The organism is Paracoccus fontiphilus (assembly GCF_017356265.1).
Lineage (GTDB): Bacteria > Pseudomonadota > Alphaproteobacteria > Rhodobacterales > Rhodobacteraceae > Paracoccus > Paracoccus fontiphilus.
On record NZ_JAFNAW010000009.1, the window covers coordinates 50,502 to 70,428 of the forward strand.

At 66.2% G+C, this 19,927-nt stretch carries 19 protein-coding genes; 8 read left to right on the forward strand and 11 right to left on the reverse strand.

The features are described from left to right. Positions 1-25: 25 nt before the first annotated feature. Genes J0F76_RS05315 through J0F76_RS05325 form a run of 3 tightly spaced genes read right to left on the reverse strand, consistent with a single transcriptional unit; the run spans position 26 to position 1,862 of the window. Complete coding sequence (locus J0F76_RS05315; protein WP_207466506.1) at positions 26-883, reverse strand: nitrilase-related carbon-nitrogen hydrolase; 858 nt, start codon at positions 881-883, stop codon at positions 26-28. Next, positions 880-1,464, reverse strand: coding sequence for a GNAT family N-acetyltransferase (locus J0F76_RS05320; protein WP_207466508.1), 585 nt, complete (start codon positions 1,462-1,464; stop codon positions 880-882). Before J0F76_RS05320 ends, J0F76_RS05315 begins: the two co-directional genes overlap by 4 nt. Beyond that, positions 1,461-1,862, reverse strand: a complete 402-nt coding sequence (locus J0F76_RS05325) for a ketosteroid isomerase-related protein (protein WP_207466510.1) — start codon at positions 1,860-1,862, stop codon at positions 1,461-1,463. The genes J0F76_RS05320 and J0F76_RS05325 overlap by 4 nt, the downstream gene beginning before the upstream one ends. A gap of 140 nt (positions 1,863-2,002) precedes the next feature. On the opposite strand from J0F76_RS05325, the gene J0F76_RS05330 reads away from it, so the two are divergent. Further along, the gene (locus tag J0F76_RS05330; protein WP_207466511.1) at positions 2,003-3,391 is read left to right on the forward strand and encodes a phosphohexomutase domain-containing protein; all 1,389 of its coding nucleotides are present in this window, start codon (positions 2,003-2,005) and stop codon (positions 3,389-3,391) included. Here the strand turns inward: J0F76_RS05330 and J0F76_RS05335 are convergent. The 6 genes from J0F76_RS05335 to J0F76_RS05360 form a co-directional block, all read right to left on the reverse strand. Beyond that, positions 3,388-4,785: a hypothetical protein gene (locus J0F76_RS05335; RefSeq protein ID WP_207466513.1), complete on the reverse strand. Its 1,398-nt coding sequence runs from the start codon at positions 4,783-4,785 to the stop codon at positions 3,388-3,390. The two genes, J0F76_RS05330 and J0F76_RS05335, sit on opposite strands and share 4 nt — an antisense overlap. Then, positions 4,782-6,470 (reverse strand): DUF5927 domain-containing protein, encoded by a 1,689-nt coding sequence (locus J0F76_RS05340; protein WP_207466515.1) that lies wholly within the window; start codon positions 6,468-6,470, stop codon positions 4,782-4,784. The genes J0F76_RS05335 and J0F76_RS05340 overlap by 4 nt, the downstream gene beginning before the upstream one ends. After that, positions 6,467-7,495, reverse strand: a complete 1,029-nt coding sequence (locus J0F76_RS05345) for a glycosyltransferase family 2 protein (RefSeq protein ID WP_207466517.1) — start codon at positions 7,493-7,495, stop codon at positions 6,467-6,469. Before J0F76_RS05345 ends, J0F76_RS05340 begins: the two co-directional genes overlap by 4 nt. Positions 7,496-7,588: 93 nt before the next feature. Further along, positions 7,589-8,638, reverse strand: coding sequence for a glycosyltransferase family 2 protein (locus J0F76_RS05350; RefSeq protein WP_341351560.1), 1,050 nt, complete (start codon positions 8,636-8,638; stop codon positions 7,589-7,591). Beyond that, on the reverse strand, positions 8,635-9,621 hold the full coding sequence (gene galE, locus J0F76_RS05355) for a UDP-glucose 4-epimerase GalE (protein WP_207466518.1): 987 nt from the start codon (positions 9,619-9,621) through the stop codon (positions 8,635-8,637). The genes J0F76_RS05350 and galE overlap by 4 nt, the downstream gene beginning before the upstream one ends. Positions 9,622-9,625: 4 nt before the next feature. After that, a complete protein-coding gene (locus J0F76_RS05360) occupies positions 9,626-10,522 on the reverse strand; it encodes a UTP--glucose-1-phosphate uridylyltransferase (RefSeq protein ID WP_207466520.1) in 897 nt (298 codons plus the stop codon). On the opposite strand from J0F76_RS05360, the gene J0F76_RS05365 reads away from it, so the two are divergent. Then, positions 10,497-10,682 carry a hypothetical protein gene (locus J0F76_RS05365; protein ID WP_207466614.1) on the forward strand — a complete coding sequence of 62 codons (186 nt, stop codon included), beginning with the start codon at positions 10,497-10,499 and terminating at the stop codon, positions 10,680-10,682. The genes J0F76_RS05360 and J0F76_RS05365 overlap by 26 nt on opposite strands. A gap of 26 nt (positions 10,683-10,708) precedes the next feature. Here the strand turns inward: J0F76_RS05365 and J0F76_RS05370 are convergent, their stop codons facing one another. Both J0F76_RS05370 and cysQ read right to left on the reverse strand, forming a co-directional pair. Beyond that, entirely contained in the window at positions 10,709-11,509 is an 801-nt protein-coding gene (locus J0F76_RS05370; RefSeq protein ID WP_207466522.1) for a 3-deoxy-manno-octulosonate cytidylyltransferase, read from the reverse strand. 3 nt (positions 11,510-11,512) lie between these two features. Continuing rightward, on the reverse strand, positions 11,513-12,310 hold the full coding sequence (gene cysQ / locus J0F76_RS05375) for a 3'(2'),5'-bisphosphate nucleotidase CysQ (protein ID WP_207466524.1): 798 nt from the start codon (positions 12,308-12,310) through the stop codon (positions 11,513-11,515). Positions 12,311-12,439: 129 nt separating this feature from the next. On the opposite strand from cysQ, the gene J0F76_RS05380 reads away from it, so the two are divergent. From J0F76_RS05380 to petB, 6 genes are all read left to right on the forward strand, one after another. Continuing rightward, positions 12,440-13,261, forward strand: a complete 822-nt coding sequence (locus J0F76_RS05380) for an ABC transporter permease (RefSeq protein WP_207466526.1) — start codon at positions 12,440-12,442, stop codon at positions 13,259-13,261. Between the two features lie 164 nt (positions 13,262-13,425). Beyond that, positions 13,426-15,342 (forward strand): molecular chaperone DnaK, encoded by a 1,917-nt coding sequence (gene dnaK, locus J0F76_RS05385; RefSeq protein ID WP_207466534.1) that lies wholly within the window; start codon positions 13,426-13,428, stop codon positions 15,340-15,342. Positions 15,343-15,422: 80 nt separating this feature from the next. After that, positions 15,423-16,580, forward strand: a complete 1,158-nt coding sequence (dnaJ, locus tag J0F76_RS05390; protein WP_207466536.1) for a molecular chaperone DnaJ — start codon at positions 15,423-15,425, stop codon at positions 16,578-16,580. Between the two features lie 48 nt (positions 16,581-16,628). Next, the gene (gene radC, locus J0F76_RS05395) at positions 16,629-17,396 is read left to right on the forward strand and encodes a RadC family protein (protein ID WP_207466538.1); all 768 of its coding nucleotides are present in this window, start codon (positions 16,629-16,631) and stop codon (positions 17,394-17,396) included. 265 nt (positions 17,397-17,661) lie between these two features. After that, positions 17,662-18,222 (forward strand): ubiquinol-cytochrome c reductase iron-sulfur subunit, encoded by a 561-nt coding sequence (gene petA / locus J0F76_RS05400; RefSeq protein WP_207466540.1) that lies wholly within the window; start codon positions 17,662-17,664, stop codon positions 18,220-18,222. A gap of 12 nt (positions 18,223-18,234) precedes the next feature. After that, positions 18,235-19,557 (forward strand): cytochrome b, encoded by a 1,323-nt coding sequence (gene petB, locus J0F76_RS05405; protein ID WP_207466542.1) that lies wholly within the window; start codon positions 18,235-18,237, stop codon positions 19,555-19,557. Positions 19,558-19,927 lie beyond the last annotated feature (370 nt).

Here is a 19,927-nt window from a genome sequence, read left to right on the forward strand (position 1 = left end):
TGGTTAAGAAAGGGTTGCGCGCCCGTCAGGCCATGAGGCCGATCTTGTGGCTTTCGGGCCAGTGGGCGAACGGCAGGACGGCGCCGTTGCGGCGGCTTTCCGCGACCCGCGACAGATCGACATCGGACATGACCCAACCCGGCCGGTCCATGCCGCCCTCGGCGATGATGCCGGTTTCCGGCCAGAAGCCGTCCGGCGGGCCATAGATCGCGGCGCGCCCGCGGTTTTCATCCAGTGCGGGCATCCAGTCGCAGGCGCCCACCGTGGGCGACTGGACGACGACGCACTGGCCTTCCAGCGCGCGCGCCATGGCGCCGATGCGCACCCGGTTGAAGCCCGCGACCGTGTCGGTGCAGCTTGGCACCAGCAGCAGTTCGGCCCCAGCCTGCGCCAGCACCCGCCCCAGCAGCGGAAATTCGCTGTCATAGCAGATCAGGATGCCGATCCGCCCCAGGGCGGTGTCGAAAAGACGCAGGCCCGGCGCGCCTGTCACGTCCCAGTCCTCGCGTTCGAAGCGGGTCATGATCTGCTTGTCCTGGTGGCCTATGACGCCTCCAGGACCATACAGGACCGCGCGGTTGACCGGGCGCGGCCCTTCGAAGACCGGGCCGGACGCGCCAAGGATATGGCAGCCATGCGCCGCCGCCAGCCGTTCGTGCAGCGCCCGGACCTGCGGCCAGTGCCGCGCGACCTCGTGCAGGGACGCCTCCAGGTCGCCTGCAACGTCGTGCCCGCCCAGCGAGGCAAGCTCCATCGCGCCGTATTCCGGAAAGACCAGCAGGTCGGCGCCTGCCGCATCGGCGACCCAGGCGGTCAGCTTGGCCTCGTAGTCGGCGAAGCTGTCGAACCAGTCGATCGGATAGGCGCTAGCGGCGATCCTCACAGGCGGCGCATCCAGAATTGCAGGGGTTTCTCGGTCTCGGCGGCTTCGCCCAGATCCTTCCAGGAAAAATACGCGATGACGCCCGGCAGCGGCTGATAGCCCCGCTTGCGCCAGAAATCGTCCAGGGGGCGATAGTCTGCGGGCCGCGCCGGGTGATCGGCGGGACGGATCACGCTGCAAAAGGCGCTGTAGTCCAGGCCAAGGTCGCGGGCATGGGCTTCGCGCGCGTCGAAGAAGGCATGGCCGATGCCCTGCCCGCGGTATTCCGGCAGCAGCACGGATTCGGCGCAATAGAAGATCCGGTCCAGAGGCTCGGGGCGATCGGCGAAGGCCGCCGCGAAATCGGCGGCATGGTCGGCCATGGGCGCGCCGGTCGCGGCGCCCACGACCTTATCGCCGTCCATCGCCGCCACGACCACCGCGCCGGGCGATTGGTAGGCGCGCAGGTAGTCGCGTTCGTAATCTGCGTCCCCGTCGTAAAGATAGGGAAAGTCGCGGAACACGCGGATGCGCAGACGCGCGACGTCTTCCAGCGCGGCGGCCAGGGCCTCTCCGGTCAGGACGCGCGTCGTGACGGTCATTGGCTGACCTGCCGCATCCAGTCGGCCAGGTTGTAATAGGTCGTCACGCGCGCGATCTTGCCGTCGCGGATGGTGAAGAACGACCCGGCGGGCAGGCGATAGGTCTGGCCCCTGGCCTCGGGCAGGCCCTCGTCGGTCTTCAGGTAGGTGCCATTGACCACGAATTCCGCCGCCGCGCGGTCGCCCGCCTCGTTGGCGAAGATCACCATGTCGGTCAGGTTTTCCTTGTAGCTTTCCGTCATGTGGGCGTTGAACTGCGCGAACAGCGCCATGCCGCGGCGGATCTGGCCTTCGTTCACGTGATGCTCGACCTCGTCGTGCAGCAGGTCCAGCATCGCGTCGGTCCGGCCCGCGTTGAAGGCATCGTAGTAGGCGGCGATCAGAGATTTCGTGTCCATTTGCCCCTCTTGTGCGTTTGCCGTCATCTAGCGCAAGGCGCGTGCCGCGTCACTTGGTCCGAAGGGACCAAACCCTTGAATATCCGGGCCAAGCTGCTAGCGCTTGAACCCATCCATAGCGCAAGAAGGATTCGCGCCCCATGACCGACAAATCCAACCTTGGCCATCGTGAGATCACCTGTTTCAAAGCCTACGACGTGCGCGGCGAGTTGGGCAAGAACCTGGACGCCGATGTCGCCTATCGCATCGGCCGCGCCTTTGCCCAGGCGCGCGGGGCCAAGCGCGTCGTGGTGGGCCGCGACAGCCGCGAAACCTCGCCCGAACTGGCGGCCGCGCTGATCGAGGGGCTGACGGATGGCGGCGCCGACGTGCTGGACCTGGGCCTGGCGGGCACCGAGGAGGTGTATTTCCACACCGGCTTTCACGACACCGACGGGGGCATCGAGGTCACGGCGTCCCACAACCCGATCAACTACAACGGCATGAAGATCGTGGGGCGCGGATCGGCGCCGCTGGACCCGGCGACCGAACTGCCGCCCATCGTGGAACTGGCGACTGGCGGCAGCTTCGCGCCCGCGACCAAGGGCAGCGTCACGGATTTCAGCCACGCGCGCGCGGACTATGCGCGTGCCATGGCGGATTTCGTGGACGTGTCGGTGCTGAAGCCGATGAAGATCGTGGTGAACGCCGGCAACGGCACGGCGGGCCCGACCTTCGACGCCATCGCGGCGGAACTGGAAAAGCGCGGCGCGCCGCTGACCTTCGTGCGGATGCACCACGATGTGGACAGCAGCTTCCCGAACGGCATCCCGAACCCGCTGCTGGACGAGAACCAGCCCCCCACCGTCGAGAAGGTCAAGGCCGAGGACGCGGACCTGGGCGTCGCCTGGGACGGCGATTTCGACCGCTGCTTCTTCTTCGACGAGAACGGCCGCTTCATCCCCGGCGAGTACATCGTGGGCCTGCTGGGCGCGGCCTTCCTGGAGAAAAGCCCCGGCGAGAAGGTCGTCCACGATCCCCGCGTCATCATGAACACCCGCGCCATGATCCAGGAGGCGGGCGGAGAGCCGGTGGTCAGCAAGACCGGCCACGCTTTCATCAAGCGCAAGATGCGCGACGTGGGCGCCATCTATGGCGGAGAGATGTCGGCGCACCACTATTTTCGCGACTTCTACTATTGCGACAGTGGCATGATCCCCTGGCTCTTGATGATCGAACTGCTGTCGCGCAAGGGACAGACGCTGGCCGAACTGCTGGAAGAACGGATGCGGCTTTATCCGTCCTCGGGCGAGACGAACTATCACATCGACGACCCCGACGCGGCCATCGCCCGCCTGATCGAGAAGTATGAATCCCAAGCGGATTCACGCGACGACCTGGACGGCGTGTCGCTGGATTTCGGGAACTGGCGCTTCAACCTGCGCAAGTCGAACACGGAACCCGTGGTGCGGCTGAACCTCGAATCCGATGGCGACGCGGCGCTGGTGCGTGAAAAGCAGGCGGAACTGGCCGCGCTGCTTCAGGGCTAGGGCATCAGCTCGAACCCGAAGGTGACGTAGTCGCGCAGGTATGCAGCCTGCGCGGCCTCGGCCAGCCGGGGATCGCGGAGGATGTCGGGCACGGCGGCAGGGGCCAGCCCGTCCAGCCTGGCGTCCCCTATCCCCGCCATGCGGGCCAGATGATCCAGTTCCTCGGCCAGCCGGTCCTCTCGCACCAGCATGTCCGGCGAGGCGAAGCGGGCAAAGCCTGACAGCACCTCGGTCTGGCTGGCCCAGAGGGGATGGGTCGGCAGGGATGTCTGGCCGTTCAGGTTCCGGCGCAAAAAGCCCAGGAAATCGGCGAACACCGCGACCCGCGCGGTGCCGGTCAGGTCGGCCAGGGCGTCCTCGGGCGGCAGGGCCACGCGGTGCATGCCGCGCAGCAGGTCGCGCTGTTCGGGATTGCCGCGCGCCAGCAGATGGTCGAACGCGTCCCAGGCGCGCAAAAGGGGATGGCGCAGGACCGCGAAGCTGCGATGGCCGGGATGGGCGCGCTTCCACTGGCGCAGCGTCGATTGGGTAAAGCCGCCCTCGACCGGCCCCAGCGCCGCAAGCCAGTCGCGGATCGCCCGCTCTGGCCCGCCCTTGACAGGCATCGACAGCAATCCCCGGCCCGCATCCGCGGCCAGGAAGCTGGGCACCGCGGGGCCGCGGCGGGATTCGAAATGGGGCAGGCGGTGCAGCCCGAAAGGGTCCAGATCGCGCAGGTCAGCCTGCATCGCGTCGAAATTGGCGACCTTGCGCGCCAGTTCCTGCGGGTTCTGGGGCACCTGGTCGCGGGCAGGCTCCACCCGTTCCAGATCAGGGCGGCCCAGCCAGTGCAGAAGGCCGGTCATCACCTCCGCATCGCGCAGGTCGTCATAGCCGACCCAGAACGCCGCCTGCCCTGCCGCCTGCAGCCGGTTGACCAGATCCAGCCGGAAATCCTCGGCCGCGGCCAGCATCCGGCGGAACTCGGCCCCGTCATAGGCGATGCGGGCGGGGATCGGGGTTTCCGACTCGTTCAGCTTCCACTGGTTCGTTTCCCAGGCCAGCCGGGTCGAGACATAGCTGTCCAGCGGATTGCGGGTCAGGATGATCTTGGCGCAGCGCCGGTCCCGGATGATCGGGTCCAGGACGCGGGGATCGTGGTCGTGGAAATAGCGAAACCCCGCCATGTGGCCCGGCTTGTCGGCCAGCCTGGCCAGCAGGGGCAAGGGATCGGCCTCGCGTTCCGCGCGCGTGATTCCCAGCATCTCGTCCTTGTCGGGCCAGCCCATCATGTAAGGATTGAAGGCCTCGCCAAAGCAGGTGATGCCCTTGACGGCGTTCAGCGTCGCTTCCAGCAGGTTGGACCCTGTGCGCATCTCGGCAAAGATCACGAAGCTTCGAAACCCCTGGCTCATTCGGCGGCGGCCCTTTCATTCGTCAGCAGTTCGACCGGGGGCAAATCCTCGCCCGTCAGGCGCGGGCGCAGGCCCGAATTGCGAAGCCGGCGCAGCATCTGGTCCAGCCCGGTCAGGTCGCGCATGGCGGGCAGCGTGGTCACGGGCGCCGAATGCGGGTCGATCTGCAGCATGAAGTCCTGGAGGATGCCCTTGGGGTTCATCAGGAACTCGCCCAGGTCATGCTGGACAAGCCGGGCGCGCACCCAGACCGAGTTCAGCACGTCCAGATGCTCAAGCTCGATCCGCTGCAACTGGGCAAAGACGCGGCGCACGTCGTCGAAGGGCATGCCGGAATGCAGCAGCGGCAGCTTCCACGCCCCGGTCACGACCAGCATGTTCGCATGGGGATCGGTCGCCATGAACCAGTTGAGCGCCTGGTTGTCGCGCGGGCTGAACTGGAACACCTGCATCCGCTCCGTGATGCGGATCAGCGAGGTCAGGAACCCGTGCGGATCGCGGTCGCGCACCTGCGGATTGGACGAAATCGCGCCCGGCCCCGTGCGATGCCGTCCTGCGAATTCCACCAGCGACGGGTCCAGCAGATGGCCGTGGACATCGCAGGACAGATGCTGGCGCAACCAGTCCTCGAATTCCGGGAAGATGTCGCTTAGCCCTTGGATCACCGCATAGGGGGCGGATGTCTTGCCGTTTTCCGCGTCTTTCCGGGGAAAGCGGCTTTGCATGTAAAGCCCCGGCCTGCCCAGCACGCGGCGGCGGACGGTCTGGTTGATGATCCGCGAAATCCGCGCCGGCTGGGGCGGGTCGACCTGCGGGTGGCCGTCGTCCGGCGGCGGGAAATGCGCCAGAAGGCGCGAGGCGCCGGGCCAGATCTTGCGGGCCACGAAGCAGCGCGATTCGGCCAGGATCTCGATATGGTCGTCATAAAGCGAATAGGGGCGGCCCATGTGGTCGAACTTGGCCATGGTCAGCGACCAGCTTTCGATCCGCGTCGAATGGCGCCGCACCAGGGTCTGAAAGTAGCTTTCGTCCGGAATCCAGGTCAGGCGGAAGAAGCGGTCGAATTCCGCCCGCTGCGGGTCGGTCAGGATCGCGCGCAGGGTGCGCGCCGTCAGGCACCACCATTGCGATCCCAGATGCGGCGCAAGGCCGCCGGGCATCTTTCGCCGGATGCCCCGGCGCCGCTGCCAGTCCACGAAGCGGTCGAACAGCCAGCGGTGCCGCTTCCAGTCGAAGGGGAAGAACAGCGTGAAGCGTTCCTCGTTCAGCCCGCCCACGGTCCAGCCGACATCATGGGTGCTGACGCTTTCGATATGGTCCCGGTCGGGATCGGCGCCCAGATAGGCGATCAGGTCCGATACCGGCCGCAAGGGCAGGCAGGCACCCGAGGCCAGATAGACATGGGTCGTGTCGGGGAACCGCTGCAGCAACTCCTCGGCCGCGTCTTGGGTGGCGCGGACCAGGCTGAAGCGGCCCCAGGAACAGCGGTGGCGGCGGGTAAAGAGGATGCGGTCGCAGTCCTTCAGCGTGTGCTTCAGCCGCGCAAGCGGGGCCGCCGACACCTTGGCGTCCACATGGATTGCCACCCTTGCGCCGTCATCGACCCAGATCCGGGCCAGCCGGGCCGCCAGGCCCAGGTCCGCGTGGCACAGCAGCACCACCCCAAGACGCACGTCCGCCGTCATGCCCAGTTCCCGCGCGAAATCAGGCCCAGATCCTCCAGTTGCCGCCAGTCGCGGTATTCGCGCGATTCGCTGCACCACAGTTGCACGCCGCGATGCAGCCCGGCGTGATACGCACGGTATTCCTGGCTGTTGCCGTAATGCTGGCGGCGGTCCAGTTCCTCGGCCGACTTGGAGGTGAACGAGGACAGGAACTTGGCATGAAGCAGGCAGCCCGACACCTGCTCGCCGCCGTCCTCGTCATAGACGAGGTTCAGCCCGCGCGGTAGCAGCATGTGGGTGGAACTGGCATAGGCATAGCGCAGGTGCCACTTGACCAGCGGGATCTTGTTCAGTGCCGGGCCGGACAGGGGATCATCCGTGAAGAACGCCCGCGTCCGCGGCCCGCCCTGAATCCACAGGTTGCCGAAATACTCGTTCTTCTGGATCGAGTAGTTGGCCGGATCGAACCAGCGCGCGACGGCGAAGGGATCCTCGCCCTCGGTGCAGATCGCATCCTCGACCGGGCCCTTGGGATACATGTCCAGCAGCATGGCCGGGAAGGACCGGCGCCCCGTGTCGTCAAGCCAGGCGGTCAGCGCGGCCAGGGGCCGCTGGTCCATGTGCGGATAGACCAGGAATTCGTCGGGATCGACCGTCAGGCACCAATGGCCCCGGCCATGGCGCAGAAGCAGCCAGTTGATCCAGTCCATCCCGAAGCGCGAGCCCTTGTAGCTGTGGTCGGTCCACCACAGGGACACGTCAGGCTGGCCGCGCAGCCAGTCGGCGCTGCCATCCGTGCTGGCATTGTCGACCATCAGGAAGTGGCGCACGCCAAGGGCGCGATAGTAGTTCAGGAAATAGGGCAGCCGGGCACGTTCGTTGCGCAGCGTGACAAGGCACAGGATGTCGTCCGGGGCGATCTGCCGCGTGCGGTCCGCCACCGGGCGCAGGGCGCGCCTGCGGCGGATGCCCCGTGCGATCAGGCGCTGCCGCTCCAGGCGTCGGCGCAGGCGAACCCTGGCCTGATGCACGTCTAGCCCCGACATCGCCGTCCCCGCCCATCGACCCCATATCGTCCGTCTGCCATGATGCCCGGATTGCTGCGCATACACGCATTTGGCAAAGGCGTTCGGTCCGCGTCAACTAGCGGTCGTAAACCAATCCCCCCTGCCCATCAAGCCAAGCTCCTGCAACTGCCCCCAGTCGCGATACCGGACCGAGCCCTCGTGCCACAGCACCGGCGCCCGCGCGACCGAGGCGTGATAGTCGCGATAGGCCGGGGGGTCGATGAAATGCTGGGCGCGCCGAAGCTCCTCGGCGGCGCGGGCGGCGCTGTCGGGCAGGAACTTGCCATGCAGCAGGATGCCCGACAGGCGCGGGTCTCCGGGGCCGTCGTATTCGTCGTTCAGCCGGGGCGGCAGCAGCGAATGGGTCGAATTGACGTAAACATACCGCCGGTCCCAGCGGACCAGCGGCAGCTTGTTCAGGGTCGGCCCGCGCCGTGGATCATCGGGAAAGAACACCCGTTCCCGCACACCGCCCCTCAGGATGCGGTTACGCTTAGGGTGGACGAGTTCGCAGCGGTATGGGGCGGCATCGAACCAGGGCAGCTGTTCCGTCAAGGGCGCATCGGCCGGTGCCTCGGCCCGGTCCAGCGGTCCCTGGGGATAAAGATCCAGCATCATGGCGCCCATGGCGGGACGGCGGGCGGCATCAAGATGCGCCACAAGGTCGGGCAAGGGGCGGCTGTCCCAATGGGGATAGATCAGCAACTCGTCCGCATCGACGGTCAGGCACCAATGCCCATGGCCATGCCGCAACAGCAAGGCGCCCAGCCAGTCCATTCCGAAGCGGGAAGCCCGGTATCCCCCCGCCGCCCGCCACAGCGAAACGTCCGCCCGGTCGCGCAGGAAGCGGTCGGTCCCATCGGTGCTGGCATTGTCCACGATCAGGAAGGCCGTGACGCCCAGCTTGCGATAATGGTCCAGAAACTGCGGCAGGCGCAGCATCTCGTTGCGGACGGTCGCGAAGCAGAGAATGTCGCCGGGCCGGATCGCCCCCGTGCGGTCCACCAAAGGCGACAGCGCACGGCTGGCCTTCATGCAGCGCCACAGCAGCTTGCGGCGCTTCCATCGCTGACGATAGGCCGACCAGGCCCGCCGCATGGCGCTTGGCCGGCCCTTGCTCACGCCTGGTAGGAACCGTTCTGGTGCCAGCGCCAGGCATCCGCGATCATCTGCCTCATCGTGGAGCGATAAGGCTGCCAGCCAAGCTCCGCCTTGGCGCGGGTGCTGCCGCAGACCAGCTTGACGGCATCGCCGCCCCGGCGCGGACCATCGACCATCGGCACCGGGCGGTTGGTGACATGGCCCGTGGCATCCACGACCTCTCGCACCGAAAAGCCCGTTCCCGTGCCCAGGCAGAAGATCCGGCTGCCACGACCCGCCCGCAACCATTCCAAGCCTTGCACATGCGCGTCCACCAGGTCCATGACATGGACATAATCGCGGATGCAGGTGCCGTCCGGGGTCGGATAGTCGTTGCCATGCACGGTCAGGGCCGCGCGCTTGCCATCGACGGCATCCAGGATCAGCGGGATCAGGTGCGTCTCGGGGCGGTGATGCTCGCCCACCTCGCCGTCGGGGTCGGCGCCCGCGACGTTGAAGTAGCGGAAGATCACCGACCGCAGCCCGTGGGATGCGCCGAAGTCGGTCAGCATGTCCTCGATCGCGCGCTTGGAGGCGCCATAGGCGTTCAGCGGCGCCTGGGGCGTGTCCTCGTCCAGAACCTCGCCATCGCGGTCGCCATAGGTCGCGCAGGTCGAACTGAACACGAAGTCGAGGCAGCCCGCGTCGATGGCGGCCTCGATCAGGTTCAGCGATCCGCTGACATTGTTGCGCCAGTATTTGCCCGGCTCGGCCATCGCCTCGCCCACCTGGCTCAGCGCCGCGAAATGCAGCACGGCAAGCGGCTTGTGCTCGGCGAAGGCGGCATCCAGGGCGGCGCGGTCCAGCAGGTCGGCCTGCACGAAGGGCCCGAACTTCACGGCATCGCGCCAGCCCGTGGACAGGTTGTCCAGCGTGACCGGCACATAGCCGGCCGCAGCCAGGGCCTTGCAGGCGTGCGAGCCGATATAGCCCGCGCCGCCCGTCACCAGAACTGTTTTCGACATGAGCCTATTCGGCCGCCCGGCGCATCGACATCACGTCGTGGAGGTATTCGGCGAATTCCTCCTTCAACTCGTCGCGTTCCAGGCCGAAGGCCACCGTCGCCTGCAGGAAGCCCGCCTTGGACCCGCAGTCGAACCGCTGGCCCCGGAAGCGCAGGCCGTAAACGCCGCGCCCGGCCTCGATCTCGTCGGCGATGGCATCGGTCAGCTGGATTTCCCCGCCCGAACCGGCCTTCAGCTTGTTCAGGTTCTGCATCACCGTCGGCGCCAGGATATAGCGGCCGATCACCGCCAGGTTCGACGGCGCGGTGCCCAGCTTCGGCTTTTCGACCATGCCGCGCGCCTTGACGATGGCGCCCATGTCCTCGGCCACGTCGAGGACGCCATAGGCCTGCGCCTTCTCGGGCGCCACTTCCATGGTGGCGACCATGCTGCCGCCGGTCTCGCCATAGGCTTCGATCATCTGCTGCAGGCAAGGAGGCTCGCCCATGATGACGTCGTCGGTCAGAACGACCGCGAAGGGCTCGTCATCGGCCAACAGGCGGCGGGCGCACCAGACCGCGTGGCCCAGGCCCAGCGCCTTGTGCTGGCGGATATAGGCGATGGCGCCCGATTCCATGTTGGTGGTGCGCAGGATTTCCAGAAGGTCGTTCTTGCCGGACTTCTTGAGGCTGCTTTCCAGCTCGTGCGCGTGGTCGAAATAATCCTCCAGCGCGCCCTTGCCGCGCGAGGTGACGAAGATGAATTCGGTGATGCCCGCGGCACGCGCCTCGTCGATCGCGTACTGGATCAACGGACGGTCAACCAAGGTCATGATCTCTTTCGGAATACTTTTCGTGGCGGGAAGAAACCGCGTGCCCAGACCCGCCACGGGAAAGATGGCCTTAGTTACCTTACGAGTCATTGCATTGACACCTTTTCTGATCCTTGCCGTAGACGGGGCCGCCTACGGCACAACGCAAATCAGCCGCAAAAGCTGCACCCTGCAAGCAGGATATTATCGGTCTGAGCGGATTGACGCCAATGCAATCATGAAGATCCCGGCTGATTTTCGGCAATCCTGACCCTGCGGCAATCGGGACGTGTGCCTTCAGTCCAGATTCATCGCCCGCATCATGGCTTCCAGCCTGGAAACATCCTCGGGATTGTTCAATTCCCAGAACTGGCGGCCATGCGATTCGACCTCGACGCACCGGATGCGGCGGCCCCGCTCCAGGAAGCGAAGCTGCTCCAGTCCCTCCAGCCTTTCCAGCCGACCCTCGGGCCAGGATGCGTATTCCGCAAGCGCCGCCGGGCGATAGGCATAGACCCCGACATGATGGAAGACCGGGCTTGGATCGTCCTCCCCGAACGCATCCGCCGCGAAGGGGATGACCTCCTTGGAGAAATAGAGCGCCTGCCGGTCATGGCCGAAGACCGCGGTGGTGCCGCCGACCCGGCCCGCATGGCGGTCGGCGATCAGGTCGGCCCGCATCCGCCCGGTGCAGCGCAGGACAGGCGTCGCCACATCCGACCCCGGATCGGCGCGAAGGGCGGCGACCAGATCCTCGACGAACCAGGCGGGGGTCAGGGGCGCGTCGCCCTGCAGGTTCACCACGATATCGGGGGGCAGGCCCAGCCTGGCGACCGCCTCGGCGCAGCGTTCGGTCCCGTTGCGGCAGGTCGTGGCGGTCATCACCACCTCGGCCCCGAAGCCCTGCGCATGGTCGCGGATGCGGTCGTCGTCGGTCGCGATCACCACCCGGTCCACCCCGCCGACCGCCATGGCCGCATCCCAGCTGCGCCGGATCAGGCTGCGCGGCTGGCCCGATGCGCCGCGCAGATCCACCAGCGGCTTGCCCGGATAGCGGGTCGAGGCATGGCGGGCGGGAATGACGATCAGGACCGACATGCCTCAGGCCTTCACCAGCAGGACACCGGGCGCGAAGGCGATGAAGAAGGGGTTCTCGTAGCCCGGCTTGCCGTATTCCAGGGGCGCATGGTCGTCGAAGCGCACGACCTCTCCGCCGGCGCCGCGCAGAACCGCGTCTCCCGCCGCCGTGTCCCACTCCATCGTGCGGCCTAGGCGCGGATACAGATCCGCCTCTCCGGTCGCGACAAGGCAGAACTTCAGCGACGATCCCGCGCTGGTCATGTCGCGCACGGCATACTGGGCGATGTAGTCGTCGGTCGCCGCGTCCCGGTGCGACTTCGAGGCCACGACCATCAGCCCGCGGTTGTCGGGGATCGGGTTGACGCCGATGGGGTGGGTCTGGCCGGGCATGTCGCCGAAGGGCCCCTGCTCCTCGACCGAGCGGCCGTCGGCGGTGGTATAGAACAGCCGCCCCTTGGCGGGGGCATAGACCACGCCGCGCAGGGGCACGCCGTTTTCCACATAGGCGATGTTGACGGTGAAATCGCCGCGCCGCTGCACGAATTCCTTGGTCCCGTCCAGCGGATCGACGATCAGGAATGTCCGCGCGGCCTGGGCGTGGCTGGCCGCCTGCTCCTCGGTGATCAGGGGGATGTCGGGAAACGCCGCCCGCAGCCCGGCCGAGATCAGGGCATCGGCCGCCTCGTCCGCAGCGGTGACGGGCGATTCGTCGGACTTGGCACGGACGTCGAAATCCTCTGCCTCGTAGATTTCCATGATGCGCGCTCCGGCCTGCAACGCCAGGCGCCGCATTTCGATGGTCAGTCGTTCAAATTGCATCCAGTTTCCTTCCGCATCGGCCGGTTCGGCGCAGCCCCGCCGATTGTGACGGGCACCGGACCTCCTTATGATCGCGGCGGACGGCTTGGGCAAGCGCCCGCAGGCCGGCAGGCAGGAGGCGGCGCGGCTTTGTTCAACCAGCGAAAGAACAGCACCATCATTCAGGCTGCGGGAACGACGCTGGGCCTGATCTATCACCAGACCGTCTACAACCTGCGCAACGACCACCGGAACGCCATCGTGGGGCTGCTGCTGACCATCCTGCAGTCGGCGATCTTCCTGATGGCGTTCCTGATCATCTACCTGATCCTGGGGGTGCGCAATTCCCCGATCCGCGGCGACTTCACGCTGTACCTGTTGTCGGGCATCTTCATGTTCATGGTCCATGTCCAGGCCTCGGGCGCGGTGTCCGGCAGCCACTCGGTCTCGAACGGCCTGATCAAGCACGAGCCGCTGAGCCCGGCGATCCTGATCGCCGCGGCCGCCCTGGCGGTGCTGTATCGCCAGACGGTCAGCTGCATCGCGATCCTGTGGCTGTACCATGTCGTGATCGCGCCGGTCCATTTCGACTTCTGGCCGGGCTGCCTGGCGATGTACCTGCTGTCCTGGTTCTCGGGCGGCTGCATCGGGCTGGTCTTTTTGGGCATCCGGCCCTGGTCGCCGCGCGCGTCGAAGCTGATCACCACGATCTTCCAGCGCGTCAACATGTTCGCCTCGGGCAAGATGTTCGTGGCCAACGTGCTGCCCAACATGCTGCTGCCCTGGTTCATCTGGAATCCCTTGTTCCACATCATCGACCAGCAGCGCGGCTTTTTGTTCATCAACTACACGCCCTTGAAGACCGACCCGATGTACGCCCTGTGGTTTTCGCTGGCCGCCATGATGATCGGGCTGCTGATCAACTTCACCACCCGCAAATACGAATCGCTCAGCTGGGGCGCGGCCGACTGAGCCCCTGCAAATTGCCCGCATCGGGCGCTTGCGGGGGTTGAAACCATGCCTATATACACCCCGAAGCGTCCGGGCAGCCGGACCTGGAACGTGTTTTTGGGATCGGGCCTCGGGGGCCGCAACGGACCCGAAGTCCAGACAATCGCCGCAAGAAGGAAACCAGTATGTCAAAAGTCATCGGCATCGACCTCGGCACCACGAACAGCTGCGTCGCGATCATGGACGGCAGCCAGCCCAAGGTCATCGAAAACAGCGAAGGCGCCCGCACCACGCCCTCGATCGTGGGCTTCACGGATGGCGAGCGCCTTGTCGGCCAGCCGGCCAAGCGCCAGGCGGTCACGAACCCCACCAACACCGTCTTCGCCGTGAAACGCCTGATCGGCCGCCGCATCGGCGATGATGCCGTCGAGAAGGACCGCAAGCTCGTCCCCTACAACATCGTGGACGGCGGCAACGGCGACGCCTGGGTCGAGGTGAAGGGCGAGAAGTATTCCCCCGCGCAGGTCAGCGCGATGATCCTTCAGAAGATGAAGGAAACCGCCGAAAGCTATCTGGGCGAGACTGTGACGCAGGCCGTCATCACGGTGCCTGCCTATTTCAACGACGCGCAGCGTCAGGCGACCAAGGACGCGGGCAAGATCGCGGGCCTGGAAGTCCTGCGCATCATCAACGAACCGACCGCGGCCGCGCTGGCCTATGGCCTGGACAAGAAGGACAGCAAGACCATCGCGGTCTATGACCTCGGCGGCGGCACCTTCGACATCACCATCCTGGAAATCGACGACGGCCTGTTCGAGGTGAAGTCCACGAACGGCGACACGTTCCTGGGCGGCGAAGACTTCGACATGCGGATCGTCAACTACCTGGCGGACGAGTTCAAGAAGGAACACGGCGTCGATCTGACCAAGGACAAGATGGCCCTTCAGCGCCTGAAGGAAGCCGCCGAAAAGGCCAAGATCGAACTGTCCTCGTCCTCGCAGACCGAGATCAACCAGCCCTTCATCAGCATGGACAAGAACAGCGGCACCCCGCTGCACCTGGTCATCAAGCTGACCCGCGCCAAGCTTGAATCGCTGGTCGCGGACCTGATCAAGCGCACCATGAAGCCGGTGGCCGACGCCATCAAGGACGCGGGCGTGTCCAAGTCCGACATCGACGAGGTCGTTCTGGTCGGCGGCATGACCCGGATGCCCAAGGTGATCGAGGCCGTCAGCGAGTTCTTCGGCAAGGAACCCCACAAGGGCGTCAACCCCGACGAGGTCGTGGCCTTGGGCGCGGCCATCCAGGCCGGCGTGCTGCAGGGCGATGTCAAGGACGTGGTCCTGCTGGACGTGACGCCCTTGTCGCTGGGCATCGAGACGCTGGGCGGCGTGTTCACCCGCCTGATCGACCGCAACACCACGATCCCGACCAAGAAGTCGCAGATCTTCTCGACCGCCGAGGACAACCAGAACGCCGTGACGATCCGGGTGTTCCAGGGCGAGCGCGAGATGGCGGCCGACAACAAGCTCTTGGGCCAGTTCAACCTCGAGGACATCCCGCCCGCACCGCGCGGGTTGCCGCAGATCGAGGTGACCTTCGACATCGACGCCAACGGCATCGTGTCGGTCAGCGCCAAGGACAAGGGCACCGGCAAGACGCAGAACATCACCATCCAGGCCTCGGGCGGCCTGACCGACGAGGATATCGAGCGGATGGTGAAAGACGCCGAGGCCAATGCCGACGCCGACAAGCAGCGCCGCGAACTGGTGGAAGCCAAGAACCAGGCCGAAAGCCTGATCCACTCGACCAAGAAGTCGCTGGAAGACCATGGCGACAAGGTCGACGGGTCCACGGTCGAGGCGATCGAGCTGGCCATCGGCGCGCTGGAGGAATCGCTGAAATCGGACGATGCGGGCAAGATCCGCGGCGGCATCCAGAACGTGATGGATGCGTCGATGAAGCTGGGCGAGGCCATCTACAAGTCCCAGCAGGCGTCGGCTGACGCGGGCAGCGACGATGGCGACCAGCCGCGCAACGTCGACGACGACATCGTGGATGCCGATTTCGAGGATCTCGGCGAAGACAAGAAGCGCGGCTGATCCGGGCCGCACCCTTTCGGGGCCGGTCCGCGACCTGACGCGGGCCGGCCGTTTCGTTGGGGAACCAGACAGGACGACACATGGCCAAGCGTTGCTATTACGAGGTTCTGGGCGTGACGCGCGGGGCCTCGGCCGAGGAAATCAAGAAGGCCTATCGCCAGAAGGCGAAGGAACTTCATCCCGACCGCAACAAGGACAATCCCCAGGCGGAAGCCCATTTCAAGGAAGCCAACGAGGCCTATGACTGCCTCAAGGACGACCAGAAGAAGGCGGCCTATGACCGTTTCGGCCATGCGGCCTTCGATGGCGGCATGGGCGGGTTCAATGGTCGCGGCGCGCATCCGGGCGATTTCGGCACCGCTTTCGCCGATGTGTTCGAGGATCTGTTCGGCGACATGATGGGCCGTCGCGGCGGCGGGGGCGGCCGGTCCCGCGCCCAGCGTGGCCAGGATCTGCGCTACAACCTGCGCGTCAGCCTCGAGGAAGCCTATGCGGGGCTGAAAAAATCCATTACCGTTCCCGGATCGGTCGCCTGCGGCGAATGCGAGGGCACGGGGGCCGAGGGCGCGACCCAGCCTGCCGCCTGCCCCACCTGTGCGGGCATGGGCAAGGTCCGCGCGCAACAGGGCTTCTTCACCGTCGAACGCACCTGCCCCACCTGCGGCGGCCAGGGCCAGATCGTCAAGAATCCCTGCAAGGCCTGCCACGGCGCGGGCCGCATCGAACGCGAACGCACCCTGTCCGTGAACATCCCGGCAGGCGTCGAGACCGGCACCCGCATCCGCCTTGCCGGAGAAGGCGAGGCCGGATTGCGCGGGGGTCCGGCGGGCGACCTGTATATCTTCATCGAGGTCCAGGACCACGCGATCTTCCTGCGGGATGGCAAGATTCTGGCCTGTCAGGTGCCGGTCAGCATGGCCACCGCCGCCCTGGGCGGAGAGGTCGAGGTGCCGACGATCGACGGCGGCCGCGCCCGCGTGAAGGTTCCGGCAGGCAGCCAATCCGGCCGGCAGATGCGCCTGCGCGGCAAGGGGATGCCACCCCTGCGCCACGGCCCGGGCGCTGCCGGGGAACCGGGCGACATGCTGATCGAACTGTCGGTCGAAACCCCCGTGAACCTGACCGCCCGCCAGCGCGAGCTGCTGCGGGAATTCGAGGCCGAGCAGGCCGACAACAGCCCGCAGTCCGACAGCTTCTTCAACAAGGTGAAAAGCTTCTGGGACGGAATGACCCGCTAGGGCAGCGCGTTAACCGTTTCTTCACGGGCACGGATCCATGCTGATGCCATGGACCCGAATCGCACCTTTGGCGAAATGCCCCTGCCGCTGTTCCAGCCCGCCCTTGACGAGGCGCTTCCCGCGCCCCTGGCCCGGGGCAAGGCGCCGTCCTATCTGGCCGATCATCGCGCCCGGCTGCGCGACCGCTTCATGACCGGCGGCGCGGGGGCCATGCCGGACTACGAGATGCTGGAACTGGTCCTGTTCCGCGCCATTCCGCGCCAGGACGTCAAGCCCCTGGCCCGCCGCCTGATCGAGACCTTCGGCGACTTCAACCGCGTCCTGACCGCCCCCGCGACACGGCTGGAACAGGTCGATGGCGTGGGCCCCGCCGTCGTCACCGAACTGAAGATCGTCGAGGCCGCCGCGCAGCGCATGGCGCGGGCCCGCATCATGCACCGCCCGGTCCTGTCCGGCTGGGACGCGCTTCTGGATTACTGCCACACCGCCATGGCGCATCGCGAGATCGAGCAGTTCCGCGTCCTCTATCTCGACCGCAAGAACGTCCTGGTCGCCGATGAGGAACAGGCCCGCGGCACCGTCGACCACGTCCCGGTCTACCCGCGAGAGATCATCCGCCGCGCCCTGGAACTGAACGCCTCGGCGCTGATCCTGGTCCACAACCATCCGTCGGGCGATCCCACGCCGTCGGATGCCGACATCGCCATGACGGCCCGCATCGCCCAGGCGGCCGACAGCATGGGAATCACCATCCACGACCACCTGATCATCGGCAAGTCGCGCGAGCTGTCCTTCCGCAGCCAGGGACTCTTGTGACTTCTTCGTTGTCCAAATACCCTCGGGGGTGAAGGCCACGCCGGCGGCCGAGGGGGCTGAAAGCCCCCTGCCTTCCCGGCCCCTGCGACGAAATGCCCGCGACAATTTTCCAACAATGGCTGGCCCTTCCGCTTGCTCATGCAGGCTTACCCGCTGGACTGACGGATAATTGAAGGCTAGAACCGCCCCCGCGAAGGCTGCGAAGAGACGCGGCCCGGATTGTCGTATCGGCCGGTCAATCCGGCCCGAATTGGAGAATACACCCGTGTCCCACGCAGATGACCACGTAGGCACCCGGAGGGATTTCCTCTACTATGCCACGGCGGGCGCAGGCACGGTGGCTGCCGGAGCCGCCGCCTGGACGCTTGTGAACCAGATGAACCCCTCGGCCGATGTGCAGGCCTTGGCCTCGATCCAGGTGGATGTCAGCGGCGTCGCGGAAGGCACCCAGCTGACCGTGAAGTGGCTGGGCAAGCCCGTGTTCATCCGCCGCCGCACCCCCGAGGAGATCGAGGCGGGCCGCGCGGTCAACGTCAGCGAGCTGATCGACCAAAGCGCCCAGAACGCCAACGACCCCACCCTGCAGGCCACGGACGAGAACCGTACCCTGGACGAGGCCGGCGAATGGCTGGTCCAGATCGGCGTCTGCACGCACCTGGGCTGCGTTCCCATCGGTGACGGCGCCGGGGAATTCGGCGGCTGGTTCTGCCCCTGCCACGGTTCGCACTACGACACCGCCGGACGCATCCGCAAGGGCCCGGCGCCGCAGAACCTGCACATTCCCGTCGCCGAATTCCTCGACGACACCACCATCAAGCTGGGCTGAGGAGGGATCTCGATGGCCGGAATTCCGCACGACCATTACGAGCCCAGGACGGGCTTCGAAAAGTGGCTTCACCGCCGCCTGCCGGTTGTCAGCATTCTTTACGACACGCTGATGATCCCCACGCCGAAGAACCTGAACTGGATGTGGATCTGGGGCATCGTCCTGATGTTCTGCCTGGTCCTCCAGATCGTCACCGGCATCGTGCTGGTGATGCACTACACGCCGCATGTGGACATGGCCTTCGCCAGCGTCGAACACATCATGCGCAACGTGAACGGCGGCTACATGCTGCGCTACCTGCACGCGAACGGCGCGTCGCTGTTCTTCGTGGCGGTCTACCTGCACATCTTCCGCAACCTTTACTACGGCAGCTACAAGGCCCCGCGCGAAGTCACCTGGATCATCGGCATGTTGATCTACCTGGCGATGATGGCGACGGCCTTCATGGGCTACGTTCTGCCCTGGGGCCAGATGTCCTTCTGGGGCGCCACGGTGATCACCGGCCTGTTCGGCGCGATCCCCGGCGTCGGCGGCGCGATCCAGCAATGGCTGCTGGGCGGACCGGCGGTGGACAATGCCACGCTGAACCGCTTCTTCTCGCTGCACTACCTGCTGCCCTTCGTGATCCTGGGGCTGGCCATCGTCCACGTCTGGGCCTTCCACACCACCGGCAACAACAACCCCACCGGGGTCGAGGTGCGCCGGACCAGCAAGGAAGAGGCCGCCAAGGACACCCTGCCCTTCTGGCCCTACTTCGTGCTGAAGGACCTGTTCGCGCTTGGCGTCGTCCTGGTGGTCTTCTTCGCGGTCGTGGGCTTCATGCCCAACTACCTGGGCCACCCCGACAACTACATCGAGGCGAACCCGCTGGCGACGCCCGCCCATATCGTGCCGGAATGGTACTTCCTGCCCTTCTACGCGATCCTGCGCGCCTTCACCGCCGACGTCTGGATCGTGCAGATCGTCCAGTTCCTGTCCTTCGGCATCATCGACGCCAAGTTCTTCGGCGTGCTGGCGATGTTCGGCGCGATCCTGGTCATGGCGCTGGTGCCCTGGCTGGATACCAGCCGGGTGCGTTCGGGCCGCTATCGCCCGCAGTTCAAGTGGTGGTTCTGGCTTCTGGCCTTCGACTTCATGCTGCTGATGTGGTGCGGCGCGATGCCGGCCGAGGAACCCTATGCCTCGATCTCGCTGATCGCCTCGGCCTACTGGTTCGCCTACTTCCTGGTCATCCTGCCGCTGCTGGGCGTGATCGAGAAGCCGGAACCGATGCCCGCCACGATCGAGCAGGACTACCTTGCGCATTACGATTCGCCCACGCGCATGGCCGAGTAAGGAGAGCCAAAGAATGATGCTCAGAACCAAGACGCTCTCGGCTGCCCTGGCCATGGCGATTTCCGCAGGGGGCGCCGCCCTTGCGCAGGACGCGGCCACACCCGCCCCGGTCCAGCAAGGGGCGGGGACGCAGCAGTCGTCCGAGCCCAGCGCCGCGACGGCCCCCGCCGGTCAGTCCGACGCGGGCCAGGCCCTGGCCACGACGCCCGGGGCGACGGTGGAAGGCGGCTCGGGACAATCCCCGACCGGCGAAACCGCGACCGCCCCGACCCAGTCCTCCGAGCCGACCTCGACCCCCAGCCCGGCCGAACAGACCCCGATGGAGGCGCCTGCCGCCCCCGCCGTGACCACCGCCCCCGCGACGGAAGAT